The sequence below is a fragment of the Bacteroides sp. AF39-11AC genome (genome assembly GCF_003474285.1).
Lineage (GTDB): Bacteria > Bacteroidota > Bacteroidia > Bacteroidales > Bacteroidaceae > Bacteroides.
Genome location: NZ_QROH01000001.1, coordinates 585,563 through 599,812, shown reverse-complemented (window position 1 = coordinate 599,812; position 14,250 = coordinate 585,563). Strand labels below are relative to the sequence as shown.

13 protein-coding genes and 2 tRNA genes are annotated in these 14,250 nt (G+C 41.7%); 5 read left to right on the top strand and 10 right to left on the bottom strand.

Going from position 1 to position 14,250, the window contains the following annotated elements; all coding sequences use genetic code 11:
• Window positions 1-18: 18 nt before the first annotated feature.
• From DW036_RS01990 to DW036_RS01970, 5 genes are all read left to right on the top strand, one after another.
• Window positions 19-1,140: an aspartate aminotransferase family protein gene (locus tag DW036_RS01990; protein ID WP_118460880.1), complete on the top strand. Its 1,122-nt coding sequence runs from the start codon at window positions 19-21 to the stop codon at window positions 1,138-1,140.
• A gap of 172 nt (window positions 1,141-1,312) precedes the next feature.
• Complete coding sequence (gene proC, locus DW036_RS01985) at window positions 1,313-2,089, top strand: pyrroline-5-carboxylate reductase (RefSeq protein WP_118460878.1); 777 nt, start codon at window positions 1,313-1,315, stop codon at window positions 2,087-2,089.
• A gap of 33 nt (window positions 2,090-2,122) precedes the next feature.
• Complete coding sequence (locus DW036_RS01980; protein ID WP_021968151.1) at window positions 2,123-2,677, top strand: helix-turn-helix domain-containing protein; 555 nt, start codon at window positions 2,123-2,125, stop codon at window positions 2,675-2,677.
• Between the two features lie 106 nt (window positions 2,678-2,783).
• On the top strand, window positions 2,784-4,439 hold the full coding sequence (locus tag DW036_RS01975; RefSeq protein WP_118460876.1) for an AMP-binding protein: 1,656 nt from the start codon (window positions 2,784-2,786) through the stop codon (window positions 4,437-4,439).
• 138 nt (window positions 4,440-4,577) lie between these two features.
• Window positions 4,578-4,775 (top strand): DUF2007-related protein, encoded by a 198-nt coding sequence (locus DW036_RS01970; RefSeq protein ID WP_118461172.1) that lies wholly within the window; start codon window positions 4,578-4,580, stop codon window positions 4,773-4,775.
• 69 nt (window positions 4,776-4,844) lie between these two features.
• Here DW036_RS01970 and DW036_RS01965 read toward each other — a convergent pair whose 3' ends face one another.
• The 10 genes from DW036_RS01965 to pyrE all read right to left on the bottom strand — a co-directional run bounded on the left by DW036_RS01965 (window position 4,845) and on the right by pyrE (window position 14,245).
• Entirely contained in the window at window positions 4,845-5,294 is a 450-nt protein-coding gene (locus DW036_RS01965) for a hypothetical protein (RefSeq protein WP_118221798.1), read from the bottom strand.
• A gap of 5 nt (window positions 5,295-5,299) precedes the next feature.
• Entirely contained in the window at window positions 5,300-5,944 is a 645-nt protein-coding gene (locus DW036_RS01960) for a hypothetical protein (RefSeq protein ID WP_118460874.1), read from the bottom strand.
• Window positions 5,945-6,049: 105 nt separating this feature from the next.
• Window positions 6,050-7,729, bottom strand: a complete 1,680-nt coding sequence (locus DW036_RS01955; protein WP_118460872.1) for a beta-N-acetylhexosaminidase — start codon at window positions 7,727-7,729, stop codon at window positions 6,050-6,052.
• Between the two features lie 477 nt (window positions 7,730-8,206).
• Window positions 8,207-10,888, bottom strand: a complete 2,682-nt coding sequence (locus DW036_RS01950) for a leucine-rich repeat protein (protein ID WP_118460870.1) — start codon at window positions 10,886-10,888, stop codon at window positions 8,207-8,209.
• A 127-nt stretch (window positions 10,889-11,015) separates the two neighbouring features.
• A tRNA-Leu gene (locus DW036_RS01945) sits at window positions 11,016-11,099 on the bottom strand.
• 14 nt (window positions 11,100-11,113) lie between these two features.
• Window positions 11,114-11,186: transfer RNA gene (locus tag DW036_RS01940), tRNA-Gly, on the bottom strand.
• An 84-nt stretch (window positions 11,187-11,270) separates the two neighbouring features.
• Window positions 11,271-11,720: a hypothetical protein gene (locus tag DW036_RS01935; RefSeq protein ID WP_118460869.1), complete on the bottom strand. Its 450-nt coding sequence runs from the start codon at window positions 11,718-11,720 to the stop codon at window positions 11,271-11,273.
• 12 nt (window positions 11,721-11,732) lie between these two features.
• A complete protein-coding gene (argH, locus tag DW036_RS01930; protein WP_118460867.1) occupies window positions 11,733-13,073 on the bottom strand; it encodes an argininosuccinate lyase in 1,341 nt (446 codons plus the stop codon).
• Between the two features lie 25 nt (window positions 13,074-13,098).
• On the bottom strand, window positions 13,099-13,509 hold the full coding sequence (locus DW036_RS01925; protein WP_022394317.1) for an SRPBCC family protein: 411 nt from the start codon (window positions 13,507-13,509) through the stop codon (window positions 13,099-13,101).
• Window positions 13,510-13,606: 97 nt separating this feature from the next.
• Window positions 13,607-14,245, bottom strand: a complete 639-nt coding sequence (gene pyrE, locus DW036_RS01920) for an orotate phosphoribosyltransferase (RefSeq protein WP_022394316.1) — start codon at window positions 14,243-14,245, stop codon at window positions 13,607-13,609.
• Between the last annotated feature and the right edge of the window lie 5 nt (window positions 14,246-14,250).

Below are 14,250 nucleotides of genomic sequence, written 5' to 3'. Positions count from 1 at the left end.
TAATTTATAATTAAAGAAATGAATTTATTCGACGTATATCCTCTTTTTGACATCAATATTGTCAAGGGAAAAGGTTGCCACGTATGGGACGAAAAGGGTACTGAGTACCTCGATCTCTACGGCGGACACGCTGTTATCTCCATCGGCCATGCGCATCCGCACTACGTGGAGATGATAAGCAAGCAAGTTGCCACGTTGGGATTTTATTCCAACTCTGTCATCAACAAGTTGCAGGAACAGGTTGCTGAACGCTTAGGAAAAGTTTGTGGTTATGATGACTACTCCTTATTCCTGATTAATAGCGGTGCAGAAGCCAACGAGAACGCCTTGAAACTCGCTTCGTTCTACAATGGACGTACACGTGTGGTTTCTTTTAACAAAGCATTCCACGGACGCACTTCACTGGCTGTAGAAGTAACCAACAACCCGAAAATCATAGCTCCCATCAACGATTGTGGACATGTCACTTATCTCCCGCTGAACGATATCGAAGTTATGAAAGCCGAACTGGCGAAGGGGGATGTTTGCGCAGTTATTATTGAAGGTATTCAGGGCGTAGGTGGTATCCAACTGCCAACGGATGAATTCATGCAAGCTCTGCGCGAAGCTTGTACCGCCCATAACACTGTACTGGTTTTAGATGAAATCCAAAGTGGTTATGGTCGTAGCGGTAAATTCTTTGCTCATCAATACAACGGTATCAAAGCAGATATTATCACTGTAGCCAAAGGCATCGGCAATGGTTTCCCGATGGCAGGTACACTCATCAGTCCGATGTTTACTCCGATTTACGGACAGCTGGGTACTACCTTTGGTGGTAATCATCTGGCATGTAGCGCAGCGTTGGCAGTACTGGATGTCATAAGTCAGGAAAATCTGGTTGAAAATGCAGCAAAAGTAGGTGAATACTTAATGACGGAACTGAAGAAATTCCCACAGATCAAGGAAGTTCGTGGACGTGGTCTGATGATCGGTCTTGAATTCGAAGAGCCAATAAAGGAACTTCGCCTGAAACTTCTGAAAGAACAACATGTATTTACAGGTGTCAGTGGTACAAACGTACTCCGTTTGCTTCCGCCTCTCTGTCTCAGCATGGAAGAAGCCGATCTCTTCCTCGAGCGTTTCAGAAAAGTACTTTAAAGTATATTTGACTATATAATCAGCAATAAACAGGCAGCCTTCGGACGTTTCAACGCGTCTTAAGGCTGTTTTTTGTTTTAGTGCACAAGTACTTTTTTACATCAATTAGCTTATAAAGGTGGAAAAAATATCTACCTTTGCCCATCGACAACCCTTTTAATAACAGAATGATATGAAAACAGCAATTATCGGAGCAGGAAACATGGGCGGTTCTATAGCCCGTGGATTGGCAAAGGGAAGTATTATCCCCGCCTCGGATATCATAGTCTCTAATCCCTCGCGAGGAAAGTTGGATGAACTGAAAGTAGAGTTTCCCGCTTTACAGATTACACATGACAATCAGGAAGCCATTATTGGTGCCGAATTTATCATACTTGCTGTGAAACCGTGGCTCATCAAAAGCGTGCTGCGTGAATTGAAACTGAAAAGCAAGCAAATCATTATTTCTGTCGCCGCAGGCATCAACTTCGAAGAACTGGCCCACTACGTACCGGAACCGGAAATGACCATGTTCCGCATCATTCCCAATACTGCCATCAGCCAAATGGAAAGTATGACTTTGATTGCCAGCCGCAATGCTACCAAAGAACAAGAACAACTGATGCTGGATATCTTCAATCAAATGGGAGTCGCCATGCTTATCCCTGAAGAAAAGTTCGCAGCTTGCACTTCCATGGCCTCCTGCGGCATTGCCTATGTACTAAAATATATTCAAGCTGCCATGCAAGCCGGCATAGAAATGGGAGTTTACCCCAAGGATGCTATGAGAATGGTGGCCCAATCCGTAAAAGGAGCAGCTGAACTGATACTGAACAATGACACACACCCCAGTGTAGAAATAGACAAAGTATGTACTCCTGGCGGTATCACCATCAAAGGCATTAATGAGTTGGAACATGACGGTTACTCTTCTGCCATCATCAATGCCATTAAAGCCAGCAAACAATAAGACAAACAATTAATTCATTAAATAAACAACCACATGGACGAACAAATTAAGCAAATAGCAGAACGCCTCCGCGGACTTCGCGATGTACTGGAGCTGACAGCTGAAGACATTGCACGCGAATGTGATATTTCTGCCGAAGAATACCGTCTCGCAGAGTCGGGAGAATTTGATATTTCCGTCAGTATGCTACAAAAGATAGCGCGCAGATACGGAGTTTCGTTGGATGCACTGATGTTTGGCGAAGAGCCGAAAATGAGTTCCTATTTCCTGACCCGTGCCGGAAAAGGAACCAGTATTGAACGTACTAAAGCCTACAAATACCAATCACTTGCCGCAGGCTTCATGAATCGTAGCGCCGATCCATTCGTCGTGACCGTAGAACCGAAACCGGATAGCGAACCAATACATTACAACAGTCATGCCGGACAAGAATTCACCCTTGTACTCGAAGGGCGTATGATGATAAGCATTGATGGCAAAGAACTTATACTAAACGAAGGAGACAGCCTGTATTTCAACTCCAAATTGCCACATGGCATGAAAGCACTGGATGGAAAGACGGTACGATTCTTGGCAATTATCATGTAACAACTAAATGAAGAACAGAGAACAATGAATGAAGAATTCCCTTGCACTGTCTATATAGAGCAATCCCTTCTTCATCCTTAGTTCTCAATTCTCAATTCCTATAATTATGGTAGAAAGATTTTTATCGCAAACCTCTTTCACTACACAAGAGGACTTTATCAAGAATTTTAAAATAAACGTACCGGAAAACTTCAACTTCGGCTACGACGTAGTAGATGCCTGGGCTGCCGAACAACCAGACAAACCTGCATTGTTATGGACTAATGATAAGGGTGAACACCAACAGTTTACATTTGCCGACATGAAACGCTATACGGACATGACAGCTTCGTATTTCCAAAGCCTCGGCATCGGTCATGGCGACATGGTAATGTTGATACTGAAACGTCGTTTTGAATTCTGGTTCAGCATCATAGCTTTACATAAACTTGGTGCTGTCGTTATTCCTGCCACTCACTTGCTGACCAAAAAAGACATTGTATATCGCTGCAATGCTGCGGATATCAAAATGATTGTTTGTGCTGGTGAATCGGTTATCACGGATCATATTGTTACTGCTATGCCAGATTCACCCAGCGTGAAGAAACTCGTCAGCGTAGGACCTGAAGTAGCTGAAGGATTTGATGATTTCCACAAAGGCATCGAAAATGCTGCACCTTTTGTGAAACCGGAACATCCGAATACGAATGAAGACATTTCGTTGATGTACTTCACCAGCGGAACAACAGGTGAACCGAAAATGGTTGCTCACGACTTCACATATCCACTGGGACACATTGTCACCGGTAGTTTCTGGCACAACCTAACGGAAAATAGTCTGCACCTTACTATTGCCGATACCGGTTGGGGAAAGGCAGTATGGGGCAAACTTTACGGACAGTGGATTGCCGGAGCAAATATTTTTGTATATGACCACGAGAAATTCACTCCTGCCGCCATTCTGGAGAAGATACAAGATTATCATGTAACATCTCTTTGTGCACCTCCCACTATCTTCCGTTTCCTCATTCACGAAGACCTGACGAAATACGATCTCTCGTCTCTGCAATATTGCACTATTGCCGGTGAAGCTCTGAACCCTGCCGTATTTGAAACCTTCAAGAAACTGACAGGTATCAAACTGATGGAAGGATTCGGACAGACAGAAACCACCCTGACCATTGCCACTATGCCTTGGATGGAACCGAAGCCGGGAAGCATGGGATTACCCAACCCACAATACGATGTAGACCTGATAGACAACGACGGTCGTTCTGTGGAAGCCGGTGAACAGGGACAAATCGTAATTCGTACGGATAAAGGTAAGCCGTTGGGATTATTTAAAGAGTACTACCGTGATCCGGAGCGTACACACGAAGCCTGGAATAATGGTATCTACTATACGGGAGACGTTGCCTGGAAAGATGAAGACGGTTATCTTTGGTTTGTAGGCCGTGCAGACGATGTGATCAAGAGCTCCGGTTATCGTATCGGTCCATTCGAAGTGGAAAGCGCCCTGATGACGCATCCCGCTGTAATAGAATGTGCCATCACAGGTGTACCCGACGAAATTCGTGGTCAAGTGGTTAAAGCTACCATCGTACTGGCTAAAGAATATAAGGGAAAAGAAGGTGAAGCACTTATCAAGGAATTGCAAAATCATGTGAAGAAAGTGACGGCTCCTTACAAATATCCACGTGTGATTGAATTTGTAGATGAACTACCGAAAACCATCAGCGGAAAGATCCGTCGTGTGGAAATCCGGAAGAACGATACAAAATAAAGGAAAAAATATAAGGAATAGGCTACTTCTAAATCGTTTGCACCTTTTATGTTACTTTTTGATCAATTTGAGTTATTCTGTTTCCCGCAAACCGCTTACTTTTGCGACCGGAAAGTACAACTAAAAGTTTTAAAGCACATGATTACAAGTAGAAAGATTTCTCAGATTAATGTTTTCGCAGGTAGCCCCTGGGAAGTGGAAAGTGTGAAGCAATTATTGAAGTCAGCTTATATCACTGCTTCAACAGAAGACAAAGGTTATGGCATTCACGTGTCTGTTCCTTGTCAGCAGTACACTGCCGCTATGCGGGTTATCAGCAACCGAAAGGTTTTATAAGACTTAAGAGAAGACGAAGTGAAAAAGACTGCCCCTTGGAAGCAATTCCTTCAGGGGCAGTTTTTTATATCAATATACCGCTTCTCCACCTTCGGGTTTCTCACGATATTTTATATCAAAACGCCCCTCTTTGATACTTCCACCACTAAATGTGCCACTGATGATGGTTCCATCCATACGAGTAATATGGGCTTCGCCATCTTCTAAATCTTCTCTGCCGAAAGCAGCATCCGTATAAGTGCAGTTAGCTCCCTGACGAGGATTCACAAGCACCAAATGCAAACTGTTGAAGACTCCAATTTCTGCATCAATTGTAACATAATGATTTTCTTCATCATTGAAAAAACTAACAGATGGAATGCTATACCGCCCACTGGAATATACCCAACCATCTATCAGGCAGCCTAACGTATTTTCACCGGTAGTTGTAGCTTTCGGCATCAATGTCGGGTCAACACTTTTATCCTCTTCACAGGCACAACAGCAAATCAGCAGGAATAGAAATAATAGTTTTTTCATAACGCTTAAAAATGATAGTTTAAACCGAAGAGTAAGGATAGTTGACCGAAATAACCAGTACCGGTTTTCGGATTCTCTACATCCCACTTCTCATTATGATACTTCACTGAATAAGATTCGGAACTGGATGCTAACCAATTCAATCGAGCAGAAGCTCCCCAATGACTCGTTAGGAAATACTCACCCGAAAGAGCCAGGTTACCGGCAAGCTTGCTCATAGATACTTTCCGCGGTTTGTCATATACCGTACTCTTATCGTGGTAGAGTTGGTAACCGACCCCACCGGAAAATTGAAGTTGATAATGTTTTTGTACCATGGTTAAGGCTACCTGAGGAGCTACATAATGCATCAGAATCTTGTCTGCCCCGGTTTCATGCGTATTCTTATACGAACTTCCCTGATACAGAGCTCCTATTCCAAACTTCAGTTCCCTACCTACAATTTGTCCAAGGTAGTTAACGTCCCAGGCTACGCCTTTTCGTAAGTCACTGCGATAGGCATCTGCCCCATCAGTAATTCCCATAAAGCGCCCCAGATACCATGACGGGCCGGCATGAACAGAAAATGATGATCTTTTATCACCTGTACTCTGGGCGTACAAAGAGGTCGTCAATAAGACCCCAACAAGGAAACAAAGTAAGTATCTCATAATAATTTGTATAGCGTCGTTTTCTTATAAATACCCCAAAATTGAAAGTACTGCATTCAGGTGATAACTATTTTTAATTAAGATAAAAATCATCGCATCCTTCTATCACCTCTTTCGCTCTATATCTTGTGTACGAAAGAATGCTTCAGAATATCGGGCTCCCCAAAGTTCGTAACGTTCAAATTGCATTTCTATCTTACGAGCAAAGTTTGTCCAATCTTTCTTTTCTAATGGCGACCATACGTTCTCCGCCAACGCTGACATACGTGGAAAAACAGCAAACTCAGCTTTCCAGGTGGTGGGAATATATTCCGTCCAGAGGCATCCCTGTGCCCCCCAAACTAATTCTTGTTGCTGCGTTGTCAACGAATCCGGAACAATCTGAAACTCATAAACTTTCTCCAGAGATAGCGGTCCACGTGGACCAATTTCCGGCTGTATACGACTCTCTTTCAGATTGAAATACGACCAGGCAGAGCAAGTGAATATCGTACGATGCCCTGTTCGTAATGCCTTCTTCCCAAACTCCGGACGTCGCCAATTCATCACAACACAATCTTCAGAAATACCTCCTTCAAGAATTTCATCCCAGCCAATCAAAGTCTTGCCTTTCGCATTCACCACTCCCTGTACGTAATGAATGAAATAGCTCTGCAATGCTTTTTCATCCCTCAAACTATGTTCCCGCATGAATTGTTGTGTCTCTTCGGACTCTTGCCACCAACGCTTGGCACATTCATCACCGCCTACATGGATATATTGTCCGGGAAAGAGATCGCACAATTCAGAAAAGACATCTTTCAAGAAATCAAAAACTTCCGGTTTAGGAGCCAGTACATTATTAAATTTATTGAAGATGCCCCATGTCAGCGCTGCCTTTTTCGCTTCATCGGGTGTAGTACTGAACTGAGGATAAGTAGCAAGCACTGCCATACAATGACCGGGAATATCTATTTCGGGGATCACTGTGATATGCCTATCAGCAGCATAATGTATCACTTCTTTCACTTCTTCATGAGTATAATATCCACCATAAGGTAGTGGTTGGTATTTCCCCGGATAGAGTCCAAAGATTTCTCCCTCACGAGCAGAACCTTTCTCCGTCAGCTCCGGGCGACATTTCATTTCAACACGCCAAGCCTGGTCATCCGTCAAGTGCCAATGGAAATAGTTGAGTTTATGCAGTGCGAGGTAATCGATATACTTTTTAATGAATGATACCGGAAAGAAATGGCGTACCACATCGAGATGCATGCCCCGATAGGCAAAGCGGGGATAATCGTTAATCTGCACAGCCGGAAGGATAGGTAACACACCAGCACGGGTAGGTAACAATTGTATCAGTGTCTGCACGCCGTAGAAAACGCCTGCTTCGTCATTACCCTCAATACGTATGCCTTCTCTTGAAGTTATCTCCAGTTGATAGCCACCAGAAACATCTCCGTTCTTCCGATTAATTAAAACGATACAAGGCGGTTCACCAGACTTCAGAGTGATAGGTTCTACCGCAGGAATACCTTTCTTCCGAGATTTACCCACCTTAGGAATTTCCGTTTGCAGCGGTATGCCGAGATAACGGTCCATATAATCCGCCAGATACGCAGCCGAAGATGCCAATGCAGGCTCCGACACACGAATCACCGTATTACGTTGGATTTGAAACTCTCCCTGTCCGGTCACGGTAGTTTCCACCGGCTCGGGAATGATGTTGAAAGGTTTCTCCTGTGCCTGCCCGGCAAGCGCAGTAAGGGCAAGGGTTGCAGTCATAATTTTCTTTAAGTACATAGATGATGATGATTTATACTGCAAATATAAGGCTTTTACGGAAAGCTGCTTAATAACTCACCCAGAATAAGGGAAAATTTTAAGTGATGCCTAAGGAAAAACATACTTTTACCTTAGGCATTTTACCTTTTTGGTACCGACAAATCTTCATCTTCCAATTGCGGGCCCGACAGTTTCCATATGGAGGCCCAGCAGCCAGCAGTTGGAAAACGGACAGCCAGCAATTAGAAAACGAAGTTTTGAACCGGTCATCCGGACATTTTCCTTTAAGCAAATCAACAAAAAGAATAGAGTAAATGCAAGTTTATCTACCTTCTACTTCCTACGCTGCTGCCTATAACACACAGAGCAGCTATCAATAAAGAGTTTAAAGCATAGCAGTATGAGATGTAGAGAGTAGAGAAGCAAGAAGATACCTAAAAGAATAAAGCTCCATGAACAGATAGTTCACAGAGCTTTAAGATTGATTTTTTTTATTTATTCTTCCACTATATTTTTGAAAGACCTCCATCCATCTGCAATGCTATAAGCATTTTTACAGCCTCTGGGTACATATAGAACACATACACTTGTATCTACATTTTCAAAAACAGATGGATTCATACCAGATACAGATTTATATCCAATATGAATTTCTCTCATACGTGAACATCCCCAAAATGCATAATCTCCAATACTAGTCACACTATTAGGGATTGTAATAGAAGTAAGACCGAAACAAGCCGAAAATGCACCTTTTCCAATACTTGTCACACTATTAGGAATAGTAACAGAAGTAAGACTTGAACATCCCCAGAATGCATTAATACCAATTTTTGTCACACCTTTAGAAATAGTAATAGAAGTAAGACCTGAGCACCAACTGAATGCTTCCATGCCAATACTAGTCACACCGCCAGGGATAGTAATTGAAGTAAGGCGTCTACAGCACGAGAATGCCTCTATCCCAATGCTTGTCACACTGTTAGGAATCGTAATAGAAGTTAGGCCTGAACAACCAGCAAATGTCTCATTTCCGATAGTCGTTACACTATTAGGGAGCGTAATTGAGGTAAGGTATGAACAGTTATCGAATGCTCCATTTCCAAGACTTGTCACGCTATTAGGGATTGTAATAGAAGTAAAGTTTGAACTAGATAATGCCCTATCTCCAATATTAATCACACTATTAGGAATTGTAATAGAAGTCAGATTTAAACGGGACAATGACTCATCGCCAATACTTGTCACACTGTTAGGAATTGTAATTGACGGAATGTCTTCAGGACATTTTATTAGTGTCGATGCATTTTTATCATATAAAGCTCCATCTATAGATAAATATTTAGCATTGTTTTCATCCACATTAATAGAAGTAAGACGTGAGCACAGATAGAAGGCTATATCACCAATATTTGCCATATTGCCAGGAATAGCAATTGATATTTTACCCTCAGGACACTTCAGCAGTGTCGACGCATTTTTATCATATAAAGCCCCATCTATAGATGAGTATTCAGTATTATCTTCACCCACATCAATAGAAGTAAGCTCTGTACAAAATTGGAATGCATTACTTGAAAGAGTTATTACCTTGTCAGGGATAGCAATAGAGGTAAGTCTTGAACAGCCCCCAAATGCATATTTTCCAATACTTGTCACACCGTCAGGCATAACAACAGAAGTAAGTCTTGAACATTCCCAAAATGCACCTTCGCCAATACTTGTCACACTACTAGGAATAATAATAGAAGTAAGATTATTACATAGTTGAAATGAGTAATACCCAAGTTTTGTCATATTCACTTCGGACAAATCCAAAACCTGTATTTTTTTCATTTTACGCAGGAATTCCGTATCAGTAGAGTTTAGATTTCCTGTAATCTTTAGTTTTGTGATTTCATCTTTCACAGAACTGTTAATCAACCTTGATAATGTACCTGCTGTTTCTACATGTATAACAGGAAGTGCTCCTTGCTGAATGATTTTAATATTCTGGCTAACTCCATTGCCAGAAGCAAAAGTAATATGGCTTGCTCTACTATCATCAGAAGTATTCTCTGCAATATTGAACTTAATTTTCTTAGTGGTCAAGGCTCTCGTATTCTCCACACATGAGATCCAATCCTTCCCATCATCAGCAATAGAAATCGTATAATCAATGTTAGAACTTAACTCCACTTCTATAGTTTTTCCCTTTGCATCAATTGTATATTCATTATTTCCAATAACGATAGCATCTTTTTGCACTTGTATGATGGTTAATGTATCGGCGCTTGCAGTATTATTCTTATCGAAATAGATAATTTGCGCAGAACGGCTGTCATAAGTCTCATTAGGATTGATAATATATTTCAGGGTATGGCTGGAAGCACCACGCACGGAAGCCTCATCATAAATCCAATCGACCTGTGGCATTTTTATTCCGTATTCTACATTGCTTTTTATTTCTACGGTAATAGTTTCTCCTTTATCGCTTACTTCATATTTTTCTTTTGTCAATACTATGACTGCACCACCTGCCTGATAAACCTTTACGGTTTCTACATGCTCTCCCTTTTTGAAGTAAATCTCACCTTCACGTTTCTCATATTCTTCATTTGCTGCAATAGAGAAAGTATGGTTATGAGTAGTTAAAGCACGTGTGTTAGTTTCAGTAATCCAACTTTTTGCCGTTTCTGAAATTTCCATTTGATAGTCAATATTTGACTTTACTTCTACATTAATAGAACCACCTTCTTGGACGATTTCAAATTTATCTGTGGTCACAAGTATCGCCTCTTTGCATTTTTGTATAATAGTGAAAGTTTGGCTTGCAGTTCCTGCCTTAATGGTTACAGACACACTTCGGTCGTCATAATCCGAATTATCAAGAGTAGTAAACTCAACTGACGCCTCACCTTTTTTACCGCTCACAACCGATGCCATGCACCATATTGAACCGCCCGTAGTGGAGGCTATATTCAGTGTCCAATCAGTATTAGTGGTGAAGCTAACAGATTTTATACTTCCTTCTGCTGCAAAAGCCAAGCCATTTGTGATAATACTTGAATCAATAGTAATTGTAGAATTTTTATCAGGATCAAGATCATCCTGCTCATTACCATCACTGCAAGCTGCAAAATTTATACTAACAAGCATAGTGATTAAAACCAGTCCCAATAACCTAAATGTTCTCATAGTATTCTAACTTTAAATGTATAGTAGCAAGGGTATCTGATTCGGACTTCTATCTGGTATAGAAAGCAAAGGAGATGCCTAAAAGAAAAAGCTCCATAAATCAATGACTCATGGAGCTTTAAACAAGTACTCGAAGCGGGACTTGAACCCGCACAGCCGCAATGGCCAAAGGATTTTAAGTCCTTCGTGTCTACCATTCCACCATTCGAGCATCCTATAAAGGAGAGCGGAAAACGAGACTCGAACTCGCGACCCTAACCTTGGCAAGGTTATGCTCTACCAACTGAGCTATTTCCGCAGGTCTTTTTTGTAGAACGGGTGCAAAGATAAGGAGTTTCCCCGTTACAGCCAAATTTTTTACATAGAAAAAGTTGCTATTTTATCAGTTACGAACTTGTAAAGTAGTACCGGATACAGAGACTTTATAATGTTTCAGGTATTCTGTACCTTCTCCTGTGGGGAATCCACCACTGCTTAAATTATATTTAGTGTGGCATTTAGGGCATTCAGCAGTACCCAATCCATCTTCTACCAACTCGACTGAAACGCTACGATTGGCCTCCACCGGACAGGCGGCATCATAAGCGACATAGGTATTGCCATCCGAATATACGCTTTGTCCTATTATTAATCCTGCATAGCCTACAGGTAATCCATTCACATTCTTATCTACCTTCAAGAATTGGCCGGGAGTCGTAATCTTATAATAAGGAGACTGTGAAAGACTGCATGAGAAATTAAAACTAATAGAAGGAATGCTTGACTCGTATGAATCACCGCAACCGGTAACACACAGCCAAAGCATCCCTATAATTATACAGAATTTCCGCATACAATATTATATTTATCGCCCAAGCAAGGCTTTTTCAGCCACTTCCATTCCATCAAAATTAAAACCATCTACCACTTCTTGCATCAGTGCAGAGATTTCATCGTTACAGAGATTACCAATACTTCCTTCATGCGTATGATGCACTTCCTTACTATGTGAGAAGTTTCCTGCTTCAATATCCAATCCTACTTTCTTATAAGCATCCCGGAAAGGCATACCTTCACGTGCCAGACGATTTACTTCCTCCACACTGAAAATAAGCAGATACTTGTCATCATCAAGAATATGTTCATTCACTTTGATTTCATTCATGATGTAAGTCGTCATCTGCAAACAATCTTTCAGTTCCTGGAAAGCAGGCAAGAATACTTCTTTAATAATCTGCAAATCACGGAAATATCCAGAAGGCAGATTATTAGCAATCATCATGATCTGCTGTGGCAGTGACTGCAACTTATTACATTTAGCACGTGTCAGTTCAAAAACATCAGGATTCTTCTTATGGGGCATAATGCTGGAACCGGTTGTACAATCATCAGGCAACTTCACGAAACCGAAGTTCTGGCTATTGAACATACAAGCATCAAAAGCCAGTTTAGAAATAGTACCGGCAATACTTGCCAAGGCAAAAGCTACATTACGCTCCATCTTGCCACGTCCCATCTGTGCATAAACAACATTATAGTTTAAGGAGTCAAATCCCAATAAACGTGTTGTCATTGTACGGTTCAGCGGGAATGAAGAACCATATCCGGCGGCCGATCCCAAAGGATTCCGATTACACATTTTAAATGCTGCCTGCAGGAAAAGCATATCATCTACCAGACTTTCAGCATAAGCACCAAACCACAAACCGAAAGAAGATGGCATTGCTATTTGCAAATGAGTATAGCCAGGCATAAGCACATTCTTGAAACGCTCACTCTGGCATATCAGCACATGGAATAGTTGCTCTACCGCCTCAGCAATATCCTTGATCTGTTCACGCGTGAAAAGTTTCAAGTCGAGCAGTACCTGATCATTCCGAGAACGTCCACTGTGTATCTTCTTACCGACATCACCTAATTTACGCGTCAGCATTAACTCCACTTGCGAGTGTACATCCTCTACTCCCTCTTCTATCACAAACTCACCTTTTTCAGCGGTTGCATAGATATTCTTCAATTCATCAAGCAGGAGACCCAATTCTTCGTTTGTCAACAGACCGATACTTTCGAGCATTGTAATATGGGCCATAGAGCCTATCACATCATGCTTTGCCAAGTAAAGATCCATTTCACGGTCACGCCCCACTGTAAAACGTTCTATATCCTTATTTACCTGAACGGATTTCTCCCAAAGTTTCTGAGCCATTTATTTAGTGATTAATGATTAGTGATTAATACGGTATAATCGAAAGCATATCCGCCATTTTCTCTAATCCTTCCTGCAAAGGTTTCTGAACCATACCTTTCATAAAAGGATTCAATTCCATGCCGATGGTTAGCTTCATTTTACATTCAGTCTCTGTTACCGGCACAATCTGTATCCACAGATTAAAGGGCAATGGCGAAGTGGTCGTGGCAAACTTGATACATTTACACGGGTCTTTCTCTACTATACTCAACGCAATCTTACCCACAGGAGCAACTTCTATCACCATACTCTCCGAATCAAAGCTCAAGTTCTTCACTTTATCCTCCGGTAAGCTGTCTTTAAACTTTTCCAGATTATTCAAATCAGATAATTTCTCATAAACAGCTTCCTGCGAGGCAGGTATTGTCTTCACACCACTTTCAAATTTTGTCATATTTTGAATCTCTTTAAAAGACAAAAAGAACTATCCGGACAGAATCTATCCGAATGGCCCTTTCGTCATATTATTTATTTTATAGAATAAAACGCTGTTACTTTCCAGCATCCCAATGTGCAGGGTCCTTACGCCATTCGTTCAGCGTTGCTATATCTTCTTCTTCTATATAACCCGTACGAAGTGCAACATCCAACACAGCCTCATAATTTGTCAGCGTTACCAAAGGAACCTTGGCATCTTTGAATGCTTTTTCCGCAACCGGGAAACCGTAAGTATATGCAGCTACCATACCGATAACTTCACATCCATCACGGCGTATAGCCTCTACAGCCTTCAGACTGCTTCCACCTGTAGAAATCAAATCTTCGACCACAACCACCTTCATACCCGGACGAAGTTCTCCTTCAATCAGGTTTTCCAGACCATGGTCTTTCGGGGTAGAACGTACGTACACAAACGGCAAGTTCAGCGCATCAGCAACCAAAGCTCCCTGAGGAATGGCACCTGTTGCTACACCGGCAATTGCATCCACCTGCCCGAAACGTTCCAATATCAAACGGGTAATTTCAATCTTTACAAAATTACGCAAGGAAGGATAGGAAAGAGTTTTGCGGTTATCACAGTAAAAAGGAGATTTCCATCCGGAAGCCCAAGTAAAGGGATTAGCCGGCTGTAGTTTAATCGCTTTTATCTTCAGCAACTTCTCTGCGAATAGTTTTTCTAAAGTTCTCATAACTA